The sequence below is a fragment of the Paenibacillus sp. FSL W8-0194 genome (assembly GCF_037969745.1).
Taxonomy (GTDB): domain Bacteria; phylum Bacillota; class Bacilli; order Paenibacillales; family Paenibacillaceae; genus Paenibacillus_AQ; species Paenibacillus_AQ cookii.
Map to the genome: position 1 here is coordinate 463,994 of NZ_CP150205.1, position 25,955 is coordinate 489,948.

At 55.4% G+C, this 25,955-nt stretch carries 23 protein-coding genes; 12 read left to right on the forward strand and 11 right to left on the reverse strand.

The window, feature by feature from the left end; all coding sequences use genetic code 11:
- The first annotated feature begins 191 nt into the window (after positions 1-191).
- Entirely contained in the window at positions 192-1,646 is a 1,455-nt protein-coding gene (locus MKY58_RS01980; RefSeq protein ID WP_339323238.1) for a SulP family inorganic anion transporter, read from the forward strand.
- 78 nt (positions 1,647-1,724) lie between these two features.
- Here MKY58_RS01980 and MKY58_RS01985 read toward each other — a convergent pair whose 3' ends face one another.
- A complete protein-coding gene (locus MKY58_RS01985) occupies positions 1,725-2,279 on the reverse strand; it encodes a GNAT family N-acetyltransferase (protein ID WP_339323239.1) in 555 nt (184 codons plus the stop codon).
- A 334-nt stretch (positions 2,280-2,613) separates the two neighbouring features.
- Between MKY58_RS01985 and MKY58_RS01990 the strand changes: the two genes are divergently transcribed.
- Both MKY58_RS01990 and MKY58_RS01995 read left to right on the forward strand, forming a co-directional pair.
- Entirely contained in the window at positions 2,614-3,351 is a 738-nt protein-coding gene (locus MKY58_RS01990; protein WP_339323240.1) for a glucosaminidase domain-containing protein, read from the forward strand.
- Positions 3,352-3,484: 133 nt separating this feature from the next.
- Positions 3,485-3,853 (forward strand): sensory rhodopsin transducer, encoded by a 369-nt coding sequence (locus tag MKY58_RS01995; protein ID WP_339323241.1) that lies wholly within the window; start codon positions 3,485-3,487, stop codon positions 3,851-3,853.
- An 89-nt stretch (positions 3,854-3,942) separates the two neighbouring features.
- On the opposite strand, the gene MKY58_RS02000 is transcribed toward MKY58_RS01995, so the two are convergent.
- Positions 3,943-4,281: a L,D-transpeptidase gene (locus MKY58_RS02000; RefSeq protein WP_212948822.1), complete on the reverse strand. Its 339-nt coding sequence runs from the start codon at positions 4,279-4,281 to the stop codon at positions 3,943-3,945.
- Between the two features lie 123 nt (positions 4,282-4,404).
- Here MKY58_RS02000 and MKY58_RS02005 point away from each other — a divergent pair, with 123 nt between their 5' ends.
- The 4 genes from MKY58_RS02005 to MKY58_RS02020 all read left to right on the forward strand — a co-directional run bounded on the left by MKY58_RS02005 (position 4,405) and on the right by MKY58_RS02020 (position 8,798).
- On the forward strand, positions 4,405-5,391 hold the full coding sequence (locus MKY58_RS02005; RefSeq protein ID WP_339323242.1) for a polysaccharide deacetylase family protein: 987 nt from the start codon (positions 4,405-4,407) through the stop codon (positions 5,389-5,391).
- A 510-nt stretch (positions 5,392-5,901) separates the two neighbouring features.
- A complete protein-coding gene (locus tag MKY58_RS02010; RefSeq protein WP_339323243.1) occupies positions 5,902-6,591 on the forward strand; it encodes a winged helix-turn-helix domain-containing protein in 690 nt (229 codons plus the stop codon).
- 195 nt (positions 6,592-6,786) lie between these two features.
- Positions 6,787-8,325, forward strand: a complete 1,539-nt coding sequence (locus MKY58_RS02015) for an HD domain-containing phosphohydrolase (protein ID WP_339323244.1) — start codon at positions 6,787-6,789, stop codon at positions 8,323-8,325.
- Positions 8,326-8,495: 170 nt separating this feature from the next.
- Complete coding sequence (locus MKY58_RS02020; protein ID WP_339323245.1) at positions 8,496-8,798, forward strand: hypothetical protein; 303 nt, start codon at positions 8,496-8,498, stop codon at positions 8,796-8,798.
- Between the two features lie 174 nt (positions 8,799-8,972).
- On the opposite strand, the gene MKY58_RS02025 is transcribed toward MKY58_RS02020, so the two are convergent.
- The 7 genes from MKY58_RS02025 to MKY58_RS02055 all read right to left on the reverse strand — a co-directional run bounded on the left by MKY58_RS02025 (position 8,973) and on the right by MKY58_RS02055 (position 15,310).
- Entirely contained in the window at positions 8,973-10,115 is a 1,143-nt protein-coding gene (locus MKY58_RS02025; RefSeq protein WP_339323246.1) for an ABC transporter permease, read from the reverse strand.
- Between the two features lie 42 nt (positions 10,116-10,157).
- Entirely contained in the window at positions 10,158-11,129 is a 972-nt protein-coding gene (locus MKY58_RS02030; RefSeq protein WP_339323247.1) for an ABC transporter ATP-binding protein, read from the reverse strand.
- A 12-nt stretch (positions 11,130-11,141) separates the two neighbouring features.
- The gene (locus tag MKY58_RS02035; RefSeq protein ID WP_339323248.1) at positions 11,142-11,906 is read right to left on the reverse strand and encodes an ABC transporter permease; all 765 of its coding nucleotides are present in this window, start codon (positions 11,904-11,906) and stop codon (positions 11,142-11,144) included.
- Positions 11,906-12,619 (reverse strand): ABC transporter ATP-binding protein, encoded by a 714-nt coding sequence (locus MKY58_RS02040; RefSeq protein ID WP_339323249.1) that lies wholly within the window; start codon positions 12,617-12,619, stop codon positions 11,906-11,908. The genes MKY58_RS02035 and MKY58_RS02040 overlap by 1 nt, the downstream gene beginning before the upstream one ends.
- The gene (locus MKY58_RS02045) at positions 12,616-13,023 is read right to left on the reverse strand and encodes a GntR family transcriptional regulator (protein ID WP_339323250.1); all 408 of its coding nucleotides are present in this window, start codon (positions 13,021-13,023) and stop codon (positions 12,616-12,618) included. The genes MKY58_RS02040 and MKY58_RS02045 overlap by 4 nt, the downstream gene beginning before the upstream one ends.
- Positions 13,024-13,242: 219 nt before the next feature.
- Complete coding sequence (locus tag MKY58_RS02050; protein ID WP_339323251.1) at positions 13,243-14,625, reverse strand: MATE family efflux transporter; 1,383 nt, start codon at positions 14,623-14,625, stop codon at positions 13,243-13,245.
- Positions 14,626-14,665: 40 nt separating this feature from the next.
- The gene (locus MKY58_RS02055) at positions 14,666-15,310 is read right to left on the reverse strand and encodes a TetR/AcrR family transcriptional regulator (protein ID WP_339323252.1); all 645 of its coding nucleotides are present in this window, start codon (positions 15,308-15,310) and stop codon (positions 14,666-14,668) included.
- 285 nt (positions 15,311-15,595) lie between these two features.
- Between MKY58_RS02055 and MKY58_RS02060 the strand changes: the two genes are divergently transcribed.
- Positions 15,596-16,285 carry an oxidoreductase gene (locus MKY58_RS02060; RefSeq protein ID WP_339325019.1) on the forward strand — a complete coding sequence of 230 codons (690 nt, stop codon included), beginning with the start codon at positions 15,596-15,598 and terminating at the stop codon, positions 16,283-16,285.
- 119 nt (positions 16,286-16,404) lie between these two features.
- Here the strand turns inward: MKY58_RS02060 and MKY58_RS02065 are convergent, their stop codons facing one another.
- Complete coding sequence (locus MKY58_RS02065) at positions 16,405-18,021, reverse strand: response regulator (protein WP_339323253.1); 1,617 nt, start codon at positions 18,019-18,021, stop codon at positions 16,405-16,407.
- Positions 18,018-19,823 carry a sensor histidine kinase gene (locus tag MKY58_RS02070; RefSeq protein ID WP_339325020.1) on the reverse strand — a complete coding sequence of 602 codons (1,806 nt, stop codon included), beginning with the start codon at positions 19,821-19,823 and terminating at the stop codon, positions 18,018-18,020. Before MKY58_RS02070 ends, MKY58_RS02065 begins: the two co-directional genes overlap by 4 nt.
- A 153-nt stretch (positions 19,824-19,976) precedes the next feature.
- Between MKY58_RS02070 and MKY58_RS02075 the strand changes: the two genes are divergently transcribed.
- From MKY58_RS02075 to MKY58_RS02090, 4 genes are all read left to right on the forward strand, one after another.
- Positions 19,977-20,858 carry a sugar ABC transporter permease gene (locus MKY58_RS02075; RefSeq protein ID WP_339323254.1) on the forward strand — a complete coding sequence of 294 codons (882 nt, stop codon included), beginning with the start codon at positions 19,977-19,979 and terminating at the stop codon, positions 20,856-20,858.
- The gene (locus MKY58_RS02080; protein ID WP_339323255.1) at positions 20,858-21,694 is read left to right on the forward strand and encodes a carbohydrate ABC transporter permease; all 837 of its coding nucleotides are present in this window, start codon (positions 20,858-20,860) and stop codon (positions 21,692-21,694) included. The genes MKY58_RS02075 and MKY58_RS02080 overlap by 1 nt, the downstream gene beginning before the upstream one ends.
- A gap of 170 nt (positions 21,695-21,864) precedes the next feature.
- Positions 21,865-23,151: an ABC transporter substrate-binding protein gene (locus MKY58_RS02085; RefSeq protein ID WP_339323256.1), complete on the forward strand. Its 1,287-nt coding sequence runs from the start codon at positions 21,865-21,867 to the stop codon at positions 23,149-23,151.
- Between the two features lie 153 nt (positions 23,152-23,304).
- Positions 23,305-25,755 (forward strand): TIM-barrel domain-containing protein, encoded by a 2,451-nt coding sequence (locus tag MKY58_RS02090; RefSeq protein WP_339323257.1) that lies wholly within the window; start codon positions 23,305-23,307, stop codon positions 25,753-25,755.
- The last annotated feature ends 200 nt before the right edge of the window (positions 25,756-25,955 follow it).

The window sequence follows — 25,955 nt, forward strand, 5'->3', positions numbered from 1 at the left end:
GAGAGCAAACGCCGTATTTAATCGCTTACATAGCATTTTGGGATCGATTCGATTTATGTTTATAATAATGATCAGTGAAAATCGGACCCGGCGAACCTGAGAGTGGGGAGCTATCATCTTGTTTATATGCTTTCTTTCGGATTATGTACGGACGCTTCGGCACAAAAAATAGGATAGGAGGAATTATTTCTTTGTTTTTGAATGGCTTGAAACAAGGTTTCTTTAGTAATGTCAGAAAAGATATTTTATCCGGCTTGACGGTGGCGTTTGCGCTCATTCCGGAGGCGATCGCCTTTTCCCTGATGGCCGGCGTGGATCCGATGGTCGGATTATACGCGTCCTTCCTGATCGCCTTCACGATTTCGTTTGTCGGCGGAAGGCCGGGCATGATTTCGGCGGCGACGGGCGCCATGGCCTCCCTGATGGGGCCGATCGTAGCTAAATACGGCATCGAATATTTATTCGCGACGACCATATTGACGGGGATATTGCAGTGGGTGATGGGCGCGCTGAAATTCGGTCGTTTGATTACCTTCGTGCCGCAGCCGGTGATTGTCGGTTTCGTTAATGCGCTGGCCATCGTCATTTTTATGGCGCAGCTTCCCAACTTCGTCGGCGCGACCTGGGTCATGTATCTGATGGTTGCGGGCACGCTGCTCATCATTTATTTGTTCCCGTTCCTGACGAAGGCCGTTCCTTCGGCTTTGGTGGCGATCATCGTGATGACGGTGATTTCGGTATGGACTCATGCGGACGTCAGAACGGTGGGCGACATGGGGACGATCACGCAGACGCTGCCGTCCTTTCATATTCCGTCGGTCGCTATATCGTTCCATCTGTTCATAACCGTATTGCCGTACGCCTTGGCGCTAGCGGTGGTCGGAATGACGGAATCGCTGCTGACGGCGAATCTGGTGGATGAGCTGACCGAGACGGGAAGCGACAAAAACCGCGAGATCAAAGGGCAGGGCATTGCCAATATCGTTTCCGGCTTTTTCGGAGGCATGGCGGGCTGCGCAATGATCGGACAAACGGTGATCAACGTAAAATCCGGCGGCCGTTCCCGGCTGTCGACGTTGGTGGCCGGCGTGTTCCTGCTGTTTCTCATTATCGTCCTTGGCAGCGTGGTCAAGGTGATTCCGATGGCTGCGCTGGTTGGCGTGATGATCATGGTGTCCGTCGGAACGTTCGATTGGCATTCTTTGCGGACGCTGCATAAGGTGCCGATCGGCGACACGATCGTGATGGTCGTGACCGTGGCGATCGTAGTGGCGACTTCGAATCTGGCCCTTGGCGTCGTGGCGGGCGTGATCTTGAGCGCGCTGCGGTTCGGCTGGAAAATGGCGCGGATCCATGCCTCCACGGAACGAACCGGGCAGGGAGCCAAAATATATCGTATCCATGGGCAGCTGTTTTTCGGAACCATGTCGCATTTTACCCAGCTGTTTGCCTATCACGAGGATCCCGAGCATGTCGTCATCGACTTTACGGGGTCGCATCTGTGGGACCAATCGGCAACCAGCGCCCTCACCAAAGTGATCGATAAATACGAGGCGCTCGGCAAACGGGTTACCGTACAAGGACTCAATGAAGAAAGCCGGGTCATTCTGGATAAAATCGGCCGTACGCTGGATTCATCCGCATAGCGGCGAAATCAACGAAGAGGCGTTCTCCTTGGCAGGAGACCGCCTCTTTTTGCGTCCTTGAACGGCTTATTCCGCGCGTTAATCTGCGGCCGGTACCCGCTTTTCATAGAGATTGAACGAAGCTCCCGGGGCCGGTCCGCGATACTCGAACCCGGCCCCGCTATATAGGCGGTTGAGGGCGGGCACGGAGGCGATGCAGTCCAAACGGATCCGATCCTTGCGAGGAAAACGGATGCCGTTTACCGCCCAGTCCAAAATGGCGCTGCCAAGCTGCTCGCCGGCAAAGTCCCGGTTGATGCAAAGCCGGTGCAGGTAAACGGAGGATTCATGCCCCTCCTCCCCCCATAGCGAACGGTCCCACGCGCTGGCGTGCTGCTGAAGAATGACCATGCCGGCGAGCGCCTCGCCTTTTTTGAATATAAATACGTCGCCGCGGCCGATCGCTTCGGGCACGCCGTGGCGGTCCTCTCCCGCAAGCAGCTCATGCCATTGCTTGGAACCTTTGCTTTGCAGCCAGGCCGCGGCTTGTACCATCAGGCCGTTCACCGCTGCTTTATCTTCCGCTCCCGCCTGAACGGCGCGGATTCCGGGCTTGACTTCGTCGCGAATGATGCGGTATTTCATATCGTTCATATTCATCTCTCCCCTCCGTAACAAATAAGATGCGTATATAGAGCATACACGTTCGCCATTGGCTTGCATGCTCGTTTTCAGGATGATTGCTTCTGTTATCTTAAAAAAGTTCGCGGCTTTAAGCAATACATGCGCCGTATGCCCATCCTTGCCGGAAGAGGCCTATGGCTTGAAGCAAGCCGGGAGGGCGTACATTTCATCCGTCATGAAAAGGGCTTGTATAAGGTTCGGGCAAGGTATGGCCGTACAGGCCGCCTGAAGCCGGTCGGCATTGAATGGTATGAGGGAGGGTTTCAAATGTCGTATTTGCTAGAACGAAGAGGGGGTGTTTTTAGTGAAACAGGAGGAGTTCATCGCCAAATTAGCTCCGCTTGCGGTTGCGGACCAGGCGAAGACAGGAGTCCCCGCTTCCCTTACGATTGCCCAGGCGGCGCTGGAATCGGCATGGGGGGCAAGCAGCCTTGCGGCGCAAGCGAATAATTTGTTCGGCATCAAAGGCGAAGGACCCGCCGGGAGCATCCGTATGCCGACCTCGGAATATGTAAGGGGCGCTTGGGTGGAGATGTTTGCTTATTTCCGCAAGTACCATAGCTGGGAGGAGTCCATCCAAGACCATTCCCGCCTGATCCTGAACGGGGTTGCCGGGGACCGGCGGTACAGCGGGGCGTTGCATGCGGACGGCAAAACGGCGGCAAAAGCGGTGGCGAAAGCCGGTTATGCGACGGATCCGAACTATGCGGAAAAGCTGATGCAACTCATGGACCGGTACGATTTGTATCGTTATGATCGCAAAAAGGAGGAGGGCGGGCCCATGACCCCAGAAGAAAAGGCGGCGTTCGAAGCGCTGCAGGCAACGGCCGCGCAGCAAGCCGCCTGGATCAAGCAGCAGGAAATCCTGCTCAATATGCCCTGCCCGGTTTGGGCGCAGGATGCTTACGACTTTTACAAGCCGTATATCTCGGATGGAAAAGGAAGTTATGATTTTTGGCGGCAGCTCGTCATTCAATACCGGCACGAAAAGGGAATTCGGGTCAACCCCGACGGCCCGGACGCGGACGGCCCCCGGCAATAAAGAACCTGCAGCGCAAAGCGTTTTTCACGGAAAAAGGAAGGAATATCGGTTTCATCCGCAGAATGGGTAGAGCGAAAATGGAAATGGGTGTAATTTGACTGCCCAATACCTGATGAAAGCGGAGGAAACCATCATGCCCAAAGGCGAATTGCAGTGGATCATCCCGGACGGTTACATTCCGCCGGACAGCAGCGGACGACTGGAAAGCCATGAATCGATATGCGTGCTGAATTTGAACCGGGAGGATGTCATGGTTACCGTCAACGCTTTTTTTGAGGACCGCGAGCCGTTGCTCGGCATGGAGGCGACCGTTCCGGGCCAACGAACGAAGCATATCCGAACCGCGTCGCTGCAAGCGGAAGGACGGTTTATCCCCAAGGGCGTGCCTTATGCTATGGAAGTCGTCAGCAGCGGTCCCGTGTATGTGCAGTACAGCAGGCTGGATTCCACGCAAGCCGAAAACGCGCTGATGAGCGTCATGGCGTATCCGGTCAAAGCCTAGCTTATCGGCTCTAAAAACAAATCCCTGCTTGAAACGGCAGTTTCTTGCAGGGATTTGTTTATTTGGGCGGCATGATTCGGGACTTTAAGCTAGGGCCGGATCGTCACGCGCGTGCCGACGGGCACGTAAGAGGAAAGTTCGAGCACATCCTCGTTGTGCATCCGGATGCATCCATGCGACACTTCATGGCCGATCGAAGCCGGATCGTTGGTTCCGTGTATGCCGTAGTGCGGTTTGGACAAGCCCATCCATAACGCTCCGAACGGCCCGCCCGGGTTTTCCTGTTTGTTGATGATCGTAAATTCGCCCGTCGGGGTGCTGGTTACCATTCTGCCGATGCCGACGGGATAGGTTTTCACGACCCGGTTTTCGTCCAGCAAATGCAGCTTGCGGTCCGAAAGGTCAACGATGATCCGATAGTTGGGCATTTGCATCACTCCTTGTTTTCAGAGTATGTTTATTATGCAGGGAAGGTATCACCGGACAAGCGCGAAAATCATCCAAAAATAAAGCTTTTGCCATTATCGGTAACAAAGGAGTTCAAGCAAGCCATGCACCGGAAAAAAATATTATCGTACGGCACTTTCGGCATTTTATTGTTGATCGCTGTGTTGTTTTTATGGAGAGAGGGCCCGTACGTTTACCATCCGGCGCGGACCCCGCTTAAGGGAGGAGCCGGAGCGGCCCGCGTTCACGGCTTTTTCTCGACCCGGCCGACGCCAAACGCCATTTATTATAAAAATAAGGTGATCGTCCTGATGTATCACGACGTGCAGCCCCACCCCACCGACATCAAGAGCTTGGATACGGCCGTATTCAGGCAGCAGCTCGATGCGATGAAGGCGAACGGCTTTCATTGGATCACGATGGAGCAATACGCCGACTTCATCACGAAACGCCGCCCCGTGCCGGACAACGCGGTGCTGCTGACGTTTGACGACGGCTATGAGACGTTTTACAAACATGTTTTTCCCATCCTGCAGGAGTACCGCGCGCCAGCAACCAATTTCCTGATCGTCGCGACCATCGGCAATAACAAACATCCGGGACTGCCGAAGCTCAATTGGCAGCAAGTGCAGGAGATGCACCGCAAGGGAATCGATTTTTACAGCCACACCTACGACTCCCATGCTTACGGTTATATTCGGATTTTGGGCAAAAACAAGGACCGGGCCGAGCCGATGCTGATGGGGCCGGAAGTCAATAAAACGCTGCACCATGTCGAGACGTGGGAAGAATATACGCAGAGAGTCACGCGGGACCTGGACTTATCCAATCAAATTTTACGAGCCAAAATCGGAAATAACCGCGACATTCTGGCGTTTCCCTACGGCGGTTATTCCAAACCCGTGATCGACATTTGCCGCAAGCTCGGCGTTCAGGTGACGTTCTCCGTCAAACCGGGCATCAACAGCCCGGGCCAGTATATCGGCTACCGGGTCAACGCGGGAGGCATGGACAACAATCCGATCACCCTCCTTGAATACATGAAGCGAGGCGCTCCGGTCAAAACGCCGATCAAAGGCTATCGCCTCTAAAATGGACGAACCCCCGAAGACTGCGAAGGGCAGCTTCCGGGGGTTCTGTGTATTTTGTCAGGCGCAGCATGACGCCGTCTATTTAACCCCTGACAGCCCGAAAATGGCAGACTGCAGCCGGTTCCTTAAGTATTCTTGTCGGTAAACAGAATAATGACCTTTCCAAAACAACAAAAGCCCTACCTCTCTTTTGTCCTTGCGGCTCCGATGACCGCGCCAGTGTGAATCAGAATGCGTCTTTCATAAACTCTTACTTCGTTAGGGTCATTCAAAATAGGAATTTAATGCTTCGTCGATCCGAATGAAGGTTTCATGGATCTGAAGGGTTATTCTTCTTGCGAGGAACGTAAAAGGGGTTAAATGAAATTGTACATTCTTATACTATATCACAAAAACCAGGATTATGCAAAAGTATTCTGAATTGTAGGGGACAATGGTTGGTTGGGTATGGCAACACTTTAACGTTTCGATTATTATCGAAGTATGAATGTGTTTGAGGGAGGAACGGACATGAGCGCAAATCCTAAGCTTGCGGAACTGGTATCTCTTCTAGGGGATCCGTCCCGGGCGGCGATCCTGACGAGTTTGATGGACGGCCGTTTCCATACGGCCAGCGAATTGGCGCTTGCGGCAGGCATAACCCCGCAAACCGCCAGCTTTCACTTGGGGAAAATGGCTTCCGGCATGCTGGTCGCAGCCGAGAAGCACGGCCGGCATCGTTATTACAAACTGGCGAACGAAGAAATCGCGCGGGCGCTCGAGACGCTGCTATCGATTTCCCGGCCCGCCGAAATCAGGTCGCTGCGCCAATCCGAACAAATGAAAGCCCTATGCAAGGCCAGAACCTGTTACGACCATCTGGCGGGGAAGCTGGGCGTCGGGTTGACCCGGGCCATGGTCGAACAGGGGTGGATCGAAGAAGGCGACGGCGAATTTGTCGTGACGACGGCCGGTGAGAATTTTTTTGCCGACTTTGGGTTGGATCTGCCTGCGCTGCGCAAGGAGCGTCGGTCGTTCGGCCGAATTTGCCTGGATTGGAGCGAGCGGCAGCATCATCTTGCGGGCAGCCTGGGCCAAGCGATCGTCACCCGTTTGTTCGACATGAACTGGATTGAACGGGCGGCTTCCGGCCGAGCCGTCATCGTGACGGAACAGGGCAAGGAGGGAATCAAGAGATTTTTCAACCTGGAATGGAAATGATTTGAAACGGATCTATGAATAAATTCATAAGTTCTTATGCGTGCCCCGCCTTGGCGGGGCTTTTTTTGCCGTTGTCACAAAATGTTTCCGAAAGCGGGATGTTTCTTGCGATTATTGTCACATATTCCGTTCTTTCGTCCGATAATGATAGTAGTATTGGACTGGCCATTTTACGAATAAGGAAGGCTTTGCTGTATGAATACCGATTCTTCTTGCTTGGAGACGCGGAAGGTATACCGGTCGTTTCTGGGCAAATTGATGCGCAATTATTTGATCGGGTTGCTGCTTACGGTTCTCGTCGTCGGCAGCGCGATCGTGCCGGCGACGCTGAACATCGCCACAGAGGAGTATAAACGCCTTGCACTCGTCTTGCTCGTTTCGCTCGTTTCCATGGGGGCCGCCGAATGGATTTTTTTTAACCGCCATATCCGCTCCCTCCGGGAGGGGCTTGCCCCGGGCGCAAGCCTGGACGTGCTTCGCAACGCGTTCATCCAAACGCAGCGGCTGCCGCTGCTGACCGTCTTTCGGATTTTGGTGCCGCATCAGCTGAGCTTCTCGATACCGGCACTGCTGTTGACGGCATGGATGCTGCACGAAGGCCTGCTGACTTTTCCCGGATCTTATATCCTGGTGGCGGCTTTGGGGGCGCTGCTGGTGGCCGGGATGCATGCGATGCTGGATTTTTTCCTGACGACGGCCGCCATCCGCCCGATGCTGATCGAATTCAAAATGCTTGCCGAAAAAAAGTTCCGGGTGGAGCTGGATGCCGATGACCATATGTTGTTGTCGATCCGTCCCAAATTTTTGGTCAGCGGCATACTGATCGGCACCCTGCCGCTGCTGCTGTTCAGCCTTTCCGCGCATATCCGGCTGGAGCAGCTCGACGGCGGCATGTTCCAAAACTACTGGGGCTGGGCCGGACTGATCCTGCTCATCGATTCGGCTTTTGTTTACATGGGGGCAAGGCTGATCACCCAAGACATCGAGCGCCCGATTTCGCAGCTGTACGATGCAATGAACGAAATTAAGGAAGGACGGCTGACCAAGGTCCAGAACGTGTATTCCGATGAATTTTCCAAGCTGGTTACCGGCTTCAACATGATGGTCAATGCTTTGGAAATGCGGGAAAAGGAGAGCCAGGTCATGCTGGACAGTTATTTCGTCACGCTTGCCGTAGCGCTGGATGCGCGCGATCCGTACACCGCGGGCCACTCGCTGCGCGTCGCCGAATATTCGGAAAAAATCGGCCGGCTGTGCGGCATGTCCCCGGAGGAGCTGGCGATCGTCCGGAAGTCGGCGCTGCTGCACGATATCGGCAAAATCGGCATTCGCGATACCGTCCTGCTGAAGGAGGGACGACTGACCGATGAAGAATTTGATCAGATCAAAGCGCATCCGGAGCTTGGCGAAAACATCCTGCTCCAGATCGAACCGAAGGAAGTGATGGCGCCGCTGCTTCCGGGCGTCCGTTCGCATCATGAGCGTTACGACGGCAAAGGATACCCCGATGGGCTCGCCGGGGAAGAGATTCCGGTGCTCGGAAGGATCATCGCCGTGGCCGACGCCTATGACGCGATGACCTCCGACCGCCCTTACCGCAGAGGCATGGCGCCGTCCATCGCTTTGTCCATTCTGGATGAAGGACGGGGAAGCCAGTGGGACCCGGTGTTCGCCAAGGTTTTTGTGGACCATATGCGAAAACAGCTGCCCTCGATTCCCAAATGGGGGGCCTGAAACCGGAAAACGTCTGCCGGAACGGCAGGCGTTTTGTTGTGGAAGGGCCGGCTTCTTTGATACAATGTCAACAAAGAGGCGGCGCCATGACGGATCGGGTGCCGTTTGACATCCATGTGCGAAAACAAAACGGGCTGGTTTGAAAAATGATCAAGGCGGAGGCGGGCGATATGGGGATCGGAAAAGCTGCGGCGTGGACGATTGAAGCACTGCGCAGCATCATGTTTTTGGCCGTGGGATTGTTTGCTTTGGGGGCCGTCGAAAGGCCGCTGACGGACGGGAAGGAGCTGGGGCCGATCCAGATGCTGCTGTTTCTCGCCGCGAATTTGACGGTTCTTTATGTGCTGCACCGCAATTTGTTTGGGCAGCGCCGGTTTTACCGTTCCGCGGAAAAACCGAAACTGTCCGGGGCAAAGACGGCGGCGCTCATCGGGTTTGCGTGTTTTGCCATCTTCATCGTAAGCGTATTTTGACTCAAAGATCATGATAGGGATCAAGCGAAAGGGCTGTCCTGCCGGCAAATCGGCGGGACAGCCCTTCATTGTTGCAAGCTTCTTGCTTCTTGGGGAAACCTCAATCCTACGCGGCCCGTTTTCTTGGAAAGTGCGCTAGCCGCTGTCTTTTATCGGGGGCCCCGTTCGGCGACGCTAGTTGGCCGCCGACCGGAGAAAACCCGGCAGTCTGAGCATGGCCACGGTAAGTCCGGCCAAACCGAACGTGAGAAGAATGAGGGCTGCGCCCCATACGTCCCCTAGATGTGCGCCATGGGCGATAATATCCTGCAGCGAATGCTGCGCCCAAAATTGCGGCAGGAAATGGCCGACCGTCTGCACCGCCTTCGGCAGGAGATAAGAAGGGACCCACAAACCGCCCAGCATGGCGCCCCCCATGGAAATGACCTGCGTGATGACCATGGCCGCGCCTTCGCCCGGCACGAGGAAGGAGAGAGCGAGGCCGATGCCCGTGCCGGCAATGCTGAGGGATACCACGATGACGGCGAGTGCGGCGACGTCGCCCAGCGCCAGGCCGTATACGAAATGGCCGAAGGCGAACAAAATGACGCACTGCGCGATGACCGTCAAAACGAACGGGAACCACATGCCGAGCAAATAATGCAGCGGTTTGATGCGCGTCGTCCGGATACGCGACAGCAGTCCGGTTTTCTTTTCCTCGAAAAAGCGGCGGGCCATCGTGATCATGATGAAAAAGACGAACATGACCGTCATGCCGGGCACGACTTGATCAATCATGCTGAACTTATCCGAGGAGGCCGTCACGTTTTCGATCCGGATCGGGGAGGCGAGAGCCGCTTCGGCCTGCGCTTCGGACTCGCCTTTGGAGATCAGCAGGTCGGTCAGCTTTTGCTCGCGGTATTGGGTGGAAATGCTGCCGAGAATGGCCTGGATGGGGGCGACTTCCATCTGGGCGGACGGGTCCTGATACAGCTTGACGTCAGCCGCTTTCCCCGACTTCATTGCCTGCCCGAAACCGCTCGGGATGACGAGCATGGCCGAGAATTGCCCCTGCTTGATTTTGTCGAGCTGCCCGCTTACGTCATCCGCGGGAAGCTGCTCCACGTCCATGATGCCCTTCATTTGGCCGATCAGCGCCTTGGACGCGGCGGTCTGGTCCTGATCGATCGTACGCAGCGTCACGGAGGCCCCGCCTTCGCCCTGATTGAAGACGGAACCGAACATGACGATAAAAATAATCGGCATCAAGAGGAGAAAAAAGAAGCTTTTTTTATCCTTGCCTATGAGCCGCAGCTCTTTGATAATCATCGATTTCATCGTTGGAATCTCCTTTGTTCAAAGTTTGGAACCGAATGTTCGCTAGTCGCGAAGCGCCGTTCCGGTGACCTTCAAAAACACGCTTTCGAGCGAAGGGCGGACGATTTCCAGCTGCTTGACGTCCCATGCCTGCTGCGAAGCCTGGCGCAAAAGATGCTGCATGAGGACCGAAGGCTGTTCCGTTTCCAGCAGCCAGCCGGACCCCTCCTTGCGGGAGGAGGCGATATATGAATCTTGAGGCGGTTCGGTCAAGCCGGGAACTTCCAGATAAATCGCCTTTTGGCCGTATTGCTCGAGCAGTTGGCCCAGCGGGCCCATCGCTTTGACCGTGCCCTGATCCATGATCGCGATTTCGTCGCAAAGGGCTTCGACCTCTTCCATGTAGTGCGTGGAGTAGATGATGGTCACGCCTTCGCGGTTCAGCTCGCGGATCATCTCGAAGATATGGTTGCGCGACTGCGGATCGATCCCCACCGTCGGTTCGTCGAGAATGAGGAGCTTGGGCCGATGGAGCAGGGCGGCGGCGATGTTGATCCTTCTTTTCATGCCGCCCGAGAAGGTGCTGACCGCCTCGTTTGCCCGCTCGAGAAGGCCGGTCTTGGCAAGCACCTCATGAATCCTTTGCTTTAGCTCCTTGCCTTTGACCCCATAGGCTTCCCCGAAAAATTCAAGGTTCTGGTAAGCGGTCAGCTTTTCGTACAGCGTAATGTCCTGCGGAACGTAGCCGATATATTTGGCGACGGCATCCGTTTCGCTGGCGGCATCTTTGCCGAACAGCTTCGCGGTGCCGCTGTCGGCCTTTACGATGCCCGTCAATATTTTCATCGTCGTCGATTTGCCGGCGCCGTTCGGGCCAAGAAAACCAAACGAGGTGCCGGGCTTCAGCGAAAAAGTGACGTTTTCGAGCGCCTGCTTTTTGGCGTACGCTTTTCGCAGTCCTTTGACCTCTAGCATATATTCGTTGTTAGATGCAGTATAATCAGCCGCCTTTGGCGGATGGATCGTTTGAACCATGTTTTTTTCCTCCTATAAATCCAGTTTCTTTTCAAGCAAAAACGCCGTGATCCGAAGCACTGCAAAGGCCAGGATCCAGTCCAGCGCGACGATGGCCGGAAGCTCCAGCGGATAGGAAGCCCAAAGGCTTTGCTCCGGTGAAAAGCTTGATTCGGGAATGACGATGTCCGTCAAGGAATACGTCAGGCCGAGGGCCGCCATGAAACCAACCCACAGGATCGGCGCCAAAGGACGGATGACGGTGTGTTGAAGAATGCCCATTAGGATGCCGACCGCGATGATCAGCGGGCTCAACGTGACGATCAGCGACAGCCACTGGATTCCGGTCGCCATAAACTCCCGGGTCATTTCGAACGAATAGTAGGGGATGGTGAAGGAAAGAATCATGACGTATACAGACGTGATGACAAACAGCATGAGGATCGCTGCCCATACCTTCAGCCAGCTGCCCAGCCATTTGGCGGCAATGAGCCGCATGCGGGATGCGGGAATCGTGAGCCACCAGCCGTAGGTTTCGTTGCCCCATTCGTTTTTGACGGACCCGAATCCAAGGAAAAATACGATGTATGGAAAACCCAGGGTAATGGTCCAAATGGCATTAACCTGAAGATCGTTCCGCAGGGCAAAATAGGTAGCGGTACCGATCATGGCGGCCAGGATGCATAAAAAGTAGGCCCACCACCAACCTCGGGGAATGCGGGTCCGGTTTTGCTTTTTCCAGTTTCCTTTGCTTCTGAACTCGTGCCGTACCAAATCACGGAAAACTGCGGAAAACATTAATCGTTCCACTCCTTCGCGTACAATTTGCGGAAAACGTTCCGCAGCGAGCCGTATTCCGCCCGCAAATCCTCGGAATTGCCGGACCAGATGGCACGGCCTTCCTTCATCATGACCGTGTAGTCGAACAGCCCCTCCACTTCCTGGATGTCATGGGTGCTGATCAGGATGGACTGCTCGCTTTCTTCCAGGTAATCGATCAGACTGGCGACGATCGCTTCCCTGGACATGACGTCAATCCCTGTAAACGGCTCGTCGAGCACGACAAGATCCACGTCCCGCGCAAGGCATAAAATGAGCATAATCCGCGCTTCCTGGCCTTTGCTCATGCCGCCGACGCGCATGTCGAGGTCGATCTCCATTTCGTCCGCCAGCTGAATCGCGCGTTCCATGGAGAAGCCGGCAAGGAAAGAGTTTCCCCATTCGAGCGCTTGCCGGGCCGTATGATTCGGATACCATCGGGCGCGGTCGGGAAGATAGGCGATGCTTTCGTTCGTCCGCCAGCCCGGCGTTTTTCCCAGCACCTCGATCCGTCCTTCGTCAGGTTTCACCATGCCCGTCAACGTACGGAAAAAAGTCGATTTGCCGCAGCCGTTCGGGCCCAGTATGCCGGTGATCCTTCCTGCGGGAATCGCAAGTTCAAGCCGATCCAGCGCGATTTTTTTGCCGTAACGCTTCGTTACCTGATGGCATTCCACAATGTTTGGGGTCATAATCCGTATCCTCCCGTCCCCGAATCTTTTTTCCCCCGGACGTATTTCTCGATGTCTTCCCATGAAAGTCCGAGGCTTTCCATCTGCTCCATGAAACTGTCGATATATTTGGCGGCCAGAGCCGTTCGAAAGGAGGCCACGTTTTCGGCGGAGGAGGTCACGAACGTGCCTTGACCCCGGCGTTTCTCCGTCAATCCGTCCCGTTCCAGCTCCTGATAGGCCCGCATCACGGTATTCGGATTAATCCGCAGTTCCTGGGCGAGCTCTCTGACCGATGGCATTTTGTCTCCCAAAGCAATCTCTCCTTTTGCTATTGCGCTTCTGGCTTGGTCCAGTATCTGTTCATATAAAGGTTGACTGAAATCGATCTGAAAATGCAGCGAGCCAACCTGCTGTTCTTCCATAGAGGTTCCTCCCACCGTACCGAAGTACGATTAGTGATTTAAGTGTATTATATCACTTAATACACCTAATACAATAGGCAAGACCAAATTTTTTGAAGTGGAGAGTTTATCCAACGCAAAAAACCTGTCCCTTCCCGGATGGGAAAAGACAGGCGGTGCGCGTGCTCGCGTGCAAGGCATGCAAGCCAGGGAAGACGTATTGTTCTCGAACAGCTTGGGTCAAATGCGGTCCGCTTTCTTTGAAGTCATGGTGATCGACGCGCTTTTTTTGCCGTTTTGCAAAAATTTGACGTACAGGAAGATCGAAAGGGCGACGACGCATTCGGACAACGGGATGGACAGCCATACGCCGCTTGTGCCCAGCAGGTGAGGCAGCACCAGCAGGAAGATGACCATCAGAATGATTTCCCGCGACAACGTGATCCATACGGCTGCCTTGACCTGCTCGGTTGCCTGAAAATAAGTCATCATGACGAAGTTGACGCCCATGAACATATAGCCGATGAAAAACAACCGGATGCCGTTGACCGCCAGCGACCGGACCTCTGCGGAGAAATCGCCGAACAGCGACACGATGCCTCCCGCGGACACGAGGCCAAAAAGAAATACGGCAATGCCGGAGACGATGGCCGTAACGACGGCGATCCGGACGGTTTGCACTTCGCGCAGGCGCAGCTTGGCGCCGCGATAGTAGCTGATCAGCGGCTGAACCGCCGAGCCCATGCCGAGGAACAGCATCAGCATGACGCTGTGGGCGTAATTGAGCACCGAAAAAGCGGCGACGCCTGCCGTCCCGGCCCAACGCACCATCGCCACGTTGTATCCGATCGTGAATACGGATAATCCGACTTCGGATATAAAGCTTGGAAAGCCGATCGTCAGCGTCCGGATGGCCAGCCGGAGGGAGAAATACGGCTTGACGAAAGAAAGCGTCCGTTCCTTGCGGAAAAAATGGACGAATAGGACCAGCGCGCCGACCAGCGTGGCGGCGACGGTCGCCAATGCCGAACCTTTGACGCCCATATCCAGCACGTACAGGAATACATAGTTTAAAACAATGTTCAACACCGCCGAAACGACCATCGAGACCATGGACAGATTCGGGTTGCCGTCATTGCGGACGAACAGGCTGAACGTATTTTGGATCGTAATGATAAAGCCGTACGTGAGCAGCACCGTCATATATTCAAGCGCATACGGGAGCGTATCCCGGTTGGCCCCGAGCGCATAAGCCAACGGAATTCGCAGCAGATAGGCCGTGAGCGCGACGAGCATCGTCAAAACGAAAATAAGGATAAGCGAATGCGTGAATATCCGCTGCGCCTGCTTCGCGTTTTTCGCGCCTTTCGATTGGGAGAACAGGGTTGCGCCGCCGATCCCGAGCCATAGCGACATGGCGAAAAATACGGAGAAAACCGGGGATGCGATGTTGATGCCGGCCAGCGCCAGCGCGCCCAGGCGGTGACCGACGAAAATGCCGTCGGCCACGACGTTGATCGACATCATCAGCATCCCGACAAGGGAAGGAATGAGATAACGTACGAATACTTTGCCTACGGGGTCGGTTTCCATTGCGGGCAAAAGCTTTTTTTCTTGACTCATGAGAGTTCCTCCATAACTTGATCAAGCTTGTTTAAGATTGTTAAAGTTTCATTCGGTCGGCTTCCGTCGCCGACGGAGCGGCCGGCGGTTCCGTCAGGCCGGTAATGCCGTATAGGAAAACATGCATCGCTTTAAGGTACAGCGCGCGCGCCTCCTCAAAAGACATTTTGTTCGAAGAGAACTCCATGCCAGCAAGCATGCCTTCAAGGATAATGCTGAGCATGCGCGCGTCGTCCGGTTTGAATTCGCCCGTCCGCATGCCCTCTTCCAGCAGCTCTTCATAATTGCGGAGATACCCGTGCATCATCGCTTCGATCCGGTCCTGATTCGGAGACGTAATCAGCTCGGTCGCGTAAAACTCGTTCATCGCCTTGGTGAGCGGATGCTGGAATCCGTCCATCAGAAAATGCTCGACCAGCGCGATCATCTGCTCCTTGACGGTATGGTATTTGGCCTTTTTCGCCTGGAACTGCTCGGCCCATTCCCGGTTCCATTCGTCAAGCAGGTGCAGCAGCAGCCCTTCCTTGTTTTTGAAATGGTAATAGATATTGCCTTTGCTGATTTGCGTGGCGGCGACGATATCCTCGATCGAGGTGGAGGCATATCCTTTTTGCCCGAACAAGGCGCGGGCGGCATCGGCGATTTTCTGTTTCGTCTGCTGGCTGGAAAGCTGTTTTTTGTTCATGAACCTCACCTCACCTTGGCTCCAATATTTATACTGAACGTTCATTCTAAAATAATTCTATTTCAGTATATCCGCACGACATTCGAATTTCAAATCTACGGAAAAACGATAAACGCAAAAGGGAGGGGGAAGCATGACGGGATGTGGGGATGCTTGGCCCCTGAGAACGCGGCTGCTAAGGAAGAAGAAGCGGATGGCTCCGGGGGGAAGGGGCCTGTTGAAACCGGATACGTGGAACAGGTAGAATGAGGAAAAAAGGATGACTTAGAAAGCGGGGTGGGGAAGATCGGATTGCAGGCATTGGTGCTTGGCGCCACGGGGCTTGTGGGCGGAGAGTTGGTTGCGGAACTGCTGCGCAGCGAAGCCTATGATGCCGTCGTCGTGCTGACGAGGCGTCCATTGGCGGTTCGCCATCCGAAGCTGCGGGAAACGATCATCGACTTAGAGGCGCTGGAGGATCATGCGGAAACGTTCCGGGGCGTCAGGGATGTGTTTTGCTGTCTTGGCACGACGATCCGAAAAGCGGGATCGCAGGCGAAATTCCGCAAGGTCGACCTTGAATATCCGCTGCGGGCGGCGAAAATAGCGAAACGTCAAGGCGCCGGGCAGTTTTTGGCCGTTACCGCGATGGGGGCCGATCCCAATTCCAAAATCTTCTACAACCGGGTCAAGGGCGAGGCCGAAAAAGCCATGGCTTCCGTGGGCATCCAAGGCGTGCATTTGTTTCGGCCGTCGCTGCTGCTCGGCGAGCGAAACGAATTCCGCTTCGGCGAGGCGGCAGGGGCCTGGGTCATGAAAAGCCTGGACCCCCTCATGCGGGGCAAAGCGGCCAAATACCGGGCCATGCCGGCTAGGACCCTTGCGCGAGCCATGGTGAACATCGCTTTAACGGGGACGGCCGGCGTCCATATATACCCGAACGACGTGATTCGCGTGCTTGGCACGGAGGCGGAAGATGGCTGCGTGAATGCTTGAAGCGTCTCGCGCTCTTTCGATGGCGATAGCATAAAAACAGACAAGCGTCCCGGGATCCGTCATGGATCCGAGGGACGCTTATTTTTTCGCCGATCAGCAAGCGGAACGCGGGGGAAGCCTCAGCGCACGGCCTGCTCCTTCCGGTACTCGTTAGGGGTTTGGCCTTCCTGCTTTTTGAAGACCTTGCTGAAATATTTTTCGTCCTGGTAGCCGACCATTTCGGCGACCTGCGCGATGCGCAGCTGCGGGTTCAGCAGCAGCAGCTTCGCTTTTTCGATGCGCACGCCCGCAAGGAAATCCGATATGTTCACGCCGAATTCCTGCTTGAAGCGGCGGGAGATGTATTCGCGGCTCAGGAAAAAGCGGGCGGCCATGTCCTGCAGCGAGATATCCTCGGCATAATGGTTCTCCAAATACGAAGCGATGTCGTAAATGATGTGGTTTTCCCGGGAATGCCGCTGCGTGAGAATCCGGCTGGCCGCCGTCAGCCGGCCTTCGTATTGGGCTTTCCAGAGCGGGAAGGAAAGCCTTCCCTGCGGGTCGAGCGGAAGCGACCGCGGGAGTTCGAGCAGCGCGTCCTTTTCGGGTCCGTCCTGGGACGGGCTATCGTTGTGGTCCATCCACTGCTTCAGCATCCAGTCCCATTCGGCATTCCACTGCTCGAGCTGCTCCGGCGTTACCGCGCCGAGCTCCCCGACCCGGCTCATCCAGGCGTCCACCGCGGCTCCGATTTTTTCCGCGCTGCCGCTGAGCGCGGCCAGCCGGAAGCTCTCTTCGTGCGAGCTTAGACGAAGCGGTTTCGGGGGCTGCGGCGCGTCGCCGTGAAGCCAGCCGGAACCGCTTAACGCGTTCCGCCGCCACAGGGCCAGGCGGGCCTCCTGATAGGAAGCGGCTATCCCTTGCGGAAAAGGCAGGCACGATCCGGCCCCGATATGCACCTGCCGGCGCAGCGTCAGGTCGATTCCCTGCCGGATGTTTTCAAGGACGGCCTGATGCGGCATCGTTTCGTCCCATAGCAGCATGACGATTTCCTCGGGGCGTCCCAAATGGTGAAAGGCGATGCCTTTTTGTCCGGACATCAGCACTTCATTGCAGATATTGATCAGCGTAAAGTACAGCAGCTCCGGCATCTGCCCGAATTTATCCAGCACCTCGTGATCGAGCTGGGCGGTGCTGATGACGGCGGCACGGCAGGAGGCTGCGGAATCCGGCAGGCCGAACTCGTCCCGGAGCTGCCGGGCCAGTTCCTCTTTGCCGCCGGGGCCGCCGATGAGGTCGGTCAGCAGCTTGTCCGCGTAATGCGGCCGCATCCGGTTCAGCTCCATGTTTTGGCGCGTGCTGAGCCGGTCCTGCAGCGCTTCTTTCCGTACGGCCTCCACGGCTTTTTCCAATGCTTCGTTCAGCGCATCCGGATCGACCGGCTTCAAAATATAATCGAGGCCGCCGCTCCGGATCGTGTGCCGCACCAGCTCGAAATCGTCGTATCCGCTGATGACGATCGTTTTGACATCGGGGCGGTTGTCCTTGATCCATTCGAGCAGTTTGGTGCCGTCCATCCTTGGCATGCGCATGTCGGTCATCACGATTTGCGGGGATTCCTCCGCGATGAGCTCCACGGCCGCTTGCCCGTCGGATGCTTCAAGAATGCCCGTCACTCCATGCCCGTCCCAATCGGCCAGCATTTTGATCGCATCCCTCACGTGCTTTTCGTCATCCGCTATCAAAACCTTCATCATTCGTTCGTCTCCTTCGTATATTTCGCTTTGGTGTGTATTCGGGCGGTGATCCGGACGCCTTGCGGCTCGATGTTTTCGATGTGCAGCGCCGATCCGTGCTCGTTGTACAGCTGAAGGCGCATCATGACGTTGTGCAGCCCGATTCCATACTCCCCGTTTCCGTCAGCCTGCGTCCCGCTTTGCTGGCGTTCGAGCCCGGCGGCGAGGCGGCTTAGCACGTCCGGCGGAATCGACTCCCCGTTATTTTCGATCGTAACCGTGAGGACGCCTTCCGGCTCCATCCGGCTTATGATGGCGAGTTTTCCTTTCCCGCCTTCCGGATTGTCCATCCCGTGCTTGAAAAAGTTCTCGACGAGCGGCTGCAAAATCATTTTCGGCACCTGCACCCCCAGCGTGTCCGGCTCCAGAAGGAGCGAAAATTCCAGCTGATCGCCAAACCTCTCCTTTTGCAAATCCAGATACAGCTTCACGTGTTCCGCTTCATCCTGAATCGTGACGAGCGCGTCGTTGTTGTTCATGCTGTAGCGCATGATTTTCGCGAGGGATGAGAGCAGGGCATAAATCCGGGGCGCGTTGTGATGAAGCGCCAGCGTGCCGATCGACTGCAGCGTGTTGTATAGGAAATGCGGATTGATCTGGGCCTGCAGCGCCTTGAGCTGATTGGTTTTGTTGGCCAATTCCAGCTTGTATTCGCGCAAAATGAGGTTGTTGATCGTATCCATCATCTGCCTGAACCTGGCGAACATGATGCCCGTTTCGTCGCGGCTGCTCCAATCGATATCGACGTTCAGCTGGCCGGATTGGATCCGGTTCATGTAGCTGGTCAAACGTTTGATCGGCTCGGTGATGCGCACCGAAATGAACAGCGTGCCGAAGATGATCACGAGCAGGGCGATGACGGCGATGACCGTATTGATTTTCGTGAGCTCGGTGGCCCGCTCATACAGCGTCGCGTTCGGGATTCGCTTGATAATCGTCCAGTCCGTATAAGGCGTTTGCATCTTTTCGTACACATGCATCGCGCCGTTCATTTCAAAATAGCCGGTGACGTTTTGGCCGATATGGTCAAGCACGGCTTGATCCTGCAGCTTTTGGCCGATTTGCTCGTCGTTGCCGGAATAAATGACGCTGCCGCCCTGGTCGACGATGACCAACTGCTCGTTCTTTTTATTAAACAGCTGTTCGCAAATGGCTGCAACCGAATCGAGCCTGACGTCGATGGCCAGCACCCCCAGCACCTTTTCCGAAGGGATGTTGGTGATCGTCCGGTGGAAGGTGAACACCTGGCGCTTCGTATACGAGGTCGGCGACGGGGGAAAACCATAATCATGGCTGTTATGGGTCGGCTCGACGGCGGTCGTGAATCTTTCGTACGGCACGGTGCTGACGTAAGGCACGGGACGGAACTCCCGTTTCGGAAAGGTGGCCGGCGTCACGAGCGTCGATTGGTTGGACTGCGAAGCATGCAGGTAGATCCGCTCGATGCCGCTCACCGTGTTTTGTATGTTTTGCAGCAGCGTAAACACCTCGGCCACGGCGCGGTAATCGTCGGGAATTTTGCGCAGGTTCCGCAAAAAATTGGCGTCGTTATACACGACGAGCGAAGCCTTGTTGATATTGTCCAAATAATTGCTCAGATTCGTTTTCCCCTGAAAAATCAAATGCCGGTTTTCCTCCAGCGCCTGCTCCTTAATCGTCTCCTTCGTATGGATATACGTGATGCTGATGGACAGCAGCAGCGGTATCGTCGTCGCCAGCAGCATGAACTGGATCAGCCGCGAGCGGATGCTGCGAAACTTCATCGGTTTGTCCCTTTCGTTCAAATAATGGCCTCTTTTCGGCATATCAATATTTTCCCCCTAACGGTTCACGATCCTCCGTTTTTTTTGTAAACGCATTCCTCCATACTTAACCTACAGACAGTCAGAGTATTTTTTGCAAAGGGGAGAATCGGGATGAATCGCAAAAAAACGTCCGGGCTGCTTCAGCAGCTGGTGTTCGTGGGGCCGTCCACGCTCTTTTTTACCGTCATTATTGTGATTCCGTTCCTGCTGGGCCTCTATTACTCCTTCACGAGCTGGAATGGAGTATCCGGCGAGGTCACCTGGGTCGGCATCGACAATTTCAAACAAATATTAACGAAAGATCCCGACTTTGGGAAGGCTTTCTGGTTTACGGTCCGCTTTACGGTGATCGGCATTATTTTAACCAATCTGCTCGGATTTTTCCTGGCGTATTTCCTGACGAAGCCGCTGAAGACGCGCAACGTGCTGCGCACCGTCTTTTTCATGCCGAACGTGATCGGCGGCCTGCTGCTGGGTTTCATCTGGCAGTTCATTTTCGTCAAAGGGTTCTCTGCGGTGGGCGATGCCACCGGCTGGCATTTCTTCAACCTGCCTTGGCTCGGCGACGCGACGACAGCGTTTTGGGGCATCGTGATCGTGTTCGTTTGGCAAACCGCGGGTTATTTGATGGTCATCTACATTTCGTCGATCAACAATATTCCGAAGGACATTATCGAAGCGGCGGAAATCGACGGGGCCAGCAGGCTGCAAATTTTGAAAACGGTCATTATGCCGCTGGTCATGCCGGCCGTTACCGTCTGCTTGTTCCTGGCGATCTCCTGGTCCTTCAAAATGTTCGACCTGAACCTGTCGCTGACGAAAGGCGGGCCGTTCCGCTCGACCGAATCCGTGGCGCTGAACATTTACAACGAGGCGTTCCAGAACAACCGTTACGGGCTGGGCACCGCCAAAGCGATCATATTCTTCGTCGTCGTGGCGGTCATTACGAGCCTGCAGGTGAAATTGACGAAATCGAAGGAGGTTGAATCCTGATGGAAGTATCCAAAAAATACCGCTTCGGAACGCTTGCGACCGAAATCGTCATGGTCGTCATCGCGCTGCTCTTCCTGATTCCGTTCTACTTCCTGTTCGTGAATTCGGTCAAAACGTTCGGCGATCTACTCACGAATGCCGCCAGCTGGCCGAAAAGCTTCGAATGGCACAACTACAGCAAGGCGTGGGACATGACGAATTTCCCGTCGGCCTTCAAAAACTCGCTGATCGTCACCGTATTCAGCAACGTGCTGCTCGCGTTGTTCAGCGCGATGGCGGCATACCGGATGGTGCGCCACAACAGCCGTTTCAACCGGTTTTTGTTCGCCATTTTCGTCGCGGCCATGGTCATTCCGTTCCAGTCGATCATGATTCCGCTCGTGAAAGTGATGAGCTCGCTTAGCTTGATGAACAGCATACCGGGATTGATCGTGAGCTACCTCGGTTTCGGCGTGCCGCTTAGCGTATTCCTGTTCCACGGGTTCGTCAAGTCGATTCCGCTGGAGATCGAGGAGGCCGCGCGGGTAGACGGCACCAACACCTACGGCACCTTCTTCCGGATCGTGCTGCCGCTTTTGAAACCGATGTTCGTTACGGTTATCATTTTAAATACGCTGTGGATCTGGAACGATTACCTGCTGCCGTCCCTGGTGCTGCAAAGCGCCGATCTGCGGACGATACCGATCGCGACGTTCGCGTTTTTCGGGCAGTTCACGAAGCAGTGGGACTTGGCGCTGCCGGCGCTTGTGCTCGGCATCTTGCCGGTCATCATATTTTTCCTGGCGATGCAGAGATATATCGTGGAGGGCATTACGCAGGGCGCGGTCAAGGGCTGATGAATGCATGAAACGGGGCGGGGCTTCACAGGTCAATCCGCTCCCCCTGTTTGATCAATATCGTAAGTGCTCATTGGCGACGCCGGTTTTTATAATGAAGAAGTAAACGATTACAAAGATAAAAAACATGGCAGGATTCGGTTCACACCGCAAAAAGGGAGGACTCATTCATGAAAAAACGTTCTAAAATCACGCTTGCTTCGATGCTCGCGCTTTCCGTTGTTCTGGCGGGCTGCGGCTCGAAAACGGACAAAACGGCCGACGGCGGAAGCGAAGGGCAAGGCGGCACCAAAACGATTCATATTTTCCAGTTCAAAGTCGAAATCGCGGAAGCGCTCAATAAACTAAAAGCCGATTACGAGGCAAGCCATCCCGGCATCAAGCTGGATATCCAAACGGTCGGCGGCGGTTCCGACTACGGCGCGGCCCTGAAAGCGAAATTCGCGTCCGGCGAAGAACCCGACATTTTCAACGTCGGCGGGTATACGGATCTGAACACCTGGGCGGACAAGCTTGAGGATCTGTCGGGCGAAAAATGGGTTAGCGACATGGTGGACGTGTCCAAAGACCAAATCACGAAAGACGGCAAAATTTACGGCATGCCGATGAACCTTGAGGGCTACGGCTTCGTCTACAACAAGGACCTGTTCAAAAAAGCGGGCATCACCGAAACGCCGAAAACGCTGACGGAGCTGGACGCAGCCGCCAAAAAGCTGCAGGATGCCGGCATCACGCCGTTCGTCAACGGCTACCAGGAGGGCTGGATTTTGGGACAACATACGCTGAACGTAGCGTTTTCCCATCAGAAGGACCCCGGCGCTTATATCGAAGGCCTGAACAAGGGTACGGAAAAATTCGCGGGCAACCCGCAGATGGACGGGCTGATGAAGCTGTTTGACCTGACGCTGAAATACGGCAACAAAAACCCGCTGACGACCGACTACAACACGGAAATGACCATGTTCGCAAACGGCCAGGCCGCGATGACGCAGCAGGGCAACTGGACGCAGGTGCAAATCGACGGCATTACGCCGAACATGAACATCGGACTCCTGCCGATGCCGATCAGCGATAACGCGGAAGAAAACGACAAGCTGCTCGTCGGCGTGCCGAACAACTGGGTCGTCAACAAAAACTCCAAAGTTAAAGACGACGCGAAGGAATTTTTGAACTGGCTCGTGACGTCCGATCAAGGCAAAAACTACATCACGAAGGAATTCAAGTTCATCCCGGCGTTCAAGAGCATCGACGCGACGGAACAGGATCTCGGCGCGCTGGGCGCGGAAATCCTGAAATACAGCAAAGAAAACAAAGTGCTCAGCTGGCAGTTCGCCCGATTCCCTGAAGGCGCTTGGAATGAATTCGGTTCGAGCATGCAAAGCTATATTGCAGGCAAATCGGACAAAGACCAGCTGCTGGCGGATTTCCAAAAAACATGGGATAACCTGAAAAAATAAAAAGAACGAAGCGGCATCGGCCGATAAGAGGAGGCTCCCTTTGAACATTCGAAAGGAGCCTCTTTCCATCCCGGACATCCGTACAAAGGCGTCACAACTACGGAAAACGCAAGGAATCGGCATCATGTGCACCAAGAAGAAGGAGCGAGAGACATGGAAGGAAGCGAAGCAATCCGCCCGGACAAATACACGGAGGCGGGTCACACGGAAACAGGAAGATACTTGGGTGCGTTCCAAAAGCTGGAGCGGCGCGGGGATGCGTTTGTTTTGCGGGCCGAACGCGGCGGAGCGGCGGTATTGTTCCCGGCGGACGGAATATTCCGGATCAAATTTTTTTGGCAGGGAGAACCGGACTTGTCGTCGACGGTGGCGATCGACCCGGCGTTCAGGCAAAAAAGCGAAAGCGAGATCGGGCTGGAGGAAACCGGCGACCGGGTGATCCTTCGTACTTCCCTGATCGCGCTTGAAATCGACAAAACCACGTTTGCGTTCACGGTCCGCGACAAGGAAGGGAAGGTTCTCTGCCGGCAGACCCGCCTTGTGTGCCAACCGCGGAGCGGCGTGCACGCGGTATATGACATGCCGCAGGACTCGCATTTTTACGGCCTCGGAGAGAAATCCAGCTTCCTCGACAAACGCGGCGAGCGTTACACGAACTGGAACACCGACGTTTATGCGCCCCATGTGCCGGAAATCGAGGCGCTGTACCAATCGATCCCGTTCGTGATCCACATGGCCGGGGGAACGAGCTGCGGCCTCTTCTTGGATAACCCGGGCCGGACCGAGGTGGATATGAGAACGCATGCCGAAGCGTTTACGATGGGCTGCAGCACCGGGGATTATGATCTCTACTTCATCGCGGGGCCGTCTGTGAAGGACGTGGTCACGCGCTATACGGCGCTGACCGGACGCATCGAGCTGCCGCCGAAATGGGCGCTCGGGTACCATCAATCCCGTTACAGCTACATGGATCAGGAGGAGGTATTGGAGCTCGCGCGCACCTTCCGCGAAAAAAACATACCGTGCGACGTCATTTATTTGGATATCCATTATATGGACGGGTACCGGGTGTTTACGTTCGATCCGCTGCGTTTCCCCGATCCGGAAGCGATGATCAAGGAGCTGCGCGGCATGGGCATCCGCATCGTGCCGATCGTCGATCCGGGCGTCAAAAAGGATCCGAAATACGACGTGTACAGGGAAGGCGTGCAGCAGGGGCATTTTTGCACCAAGCTCGAAGGCGACATTTATTTCGACGAGGTATGGCCCGGAACAAGCGCGTTCCCGGATTTCACCGATGACCGGACGTCGAAGTGGTGGGGGGATCTTCATTCCTTTTACACGGAGAACGGAATCGAAGGCATCTGGAACGACATGAACGAACCGGCCGTGTTCAATGAGAGCAAAACGATGGACCTGGACGTCATGCACCGGAACAACGGCCATTTGAAGACGCATGAGGAGCTGCATAACCTTTACGGGCTGCTGATGTCCAAGGCGACGGCGGAGGGGCTGAAGCGGCAGCTGGACAACCGCCGCCCGTTCGTGCTGACCCGCGCGGGGTATGCCGGCATTCAGCGTTACGCGGCGGTATGGACGGGAGACAACCGCAGCTTCTGGGAGCATATGGCGCTGGCGATGCCGATGGTGCTGAACATGGGCCTGTCGGGTTTGCCTTTCGCCGGTCCCGATATCGGCGGCTTTGCCCACCATACGTCGGGACAGCTGCTTGTGCGGTGGACGCAAATGGGCGCGTTTTTCCCGTATTTCCGCAACCATTCCGCAATCGATACGCTGCGACAGGAGCCTTGGGCGTTCGGCGCGGAGACGGAGGAGATCATCCGGAAGTACATCGGTCTTCGCTACCGCTGGCTGCCGCATATCTACAACCTCTTCCAGGAAGCGGCGGCCACAGGCCTGCCGGTGATCCGCCCGCTTGTGCTGGAATATCCGAATGACCCGAACGTGACCAACCTATGCGACCAATTCCTGCTCGGCGATGCCGTGCTGATCGCGCCGGTTTATCGCCCCGATACGGATCACCGCGCCGTTTATTTGCCGGAAGGCCGATGGTTCGATTATTGGACGGGCGAAAAGCTCGAAGGGGGACGGCATATTCTGGCCGCCTGCCCGCTGGATACGATGCCGATGTACGTCAAATCCGGGGCGATCGTGCCCGAGGGCGCGCTTGCGCAGCATGCGGACGACCAGACGAACGGGAACCTGACGTTCCATATCTACGGCGCGGAAGCCCAAAGCGGATTCCAGGCGGAGTACAGCCTTTACGAGGATGACGGCGCCACCTACGATTACCGCGATCAAACCTACTCCCGTTTGAATGTACGCCTTGAAGGCCAAGAGGGAGGCCTCAAGCTGTCGTATGCCTATGCGCATCGACAATACGAGGCGAACCGGAGCCTGCTGCGGTTTAAGCTTTGCCGTCCGGAATTCGCTCCGAGCGGGGTGCAGGGGCTGGATGCCATTACGGCCGAGCAGCTCGGCGAAGGAGCCGAAGGCTGGCATGTGGACGGAGAAGGCAGCCTGATCATCCAGGCGGCGGACCGGCCGTCCGGAGCAAGCTGGATGATCACAGCCGCAAATTAACGCATGAGCCAAGCCTGTTTTGAACCGGAATCCCGGGGAAAAACAGGCTTGTTTTTTTAGGCGAAACCGTTTCCCCCTTTGCGTTCGAAGCCGTTTGCAGAGGCAGAGTCCCGCGCGCCGCCGCTCCCGAACAAAACTTCGTCATGTGCCGAAAAATAACGATTGAGGTTTTTAAATTCGGCGGTTTTCGTATAAGATGA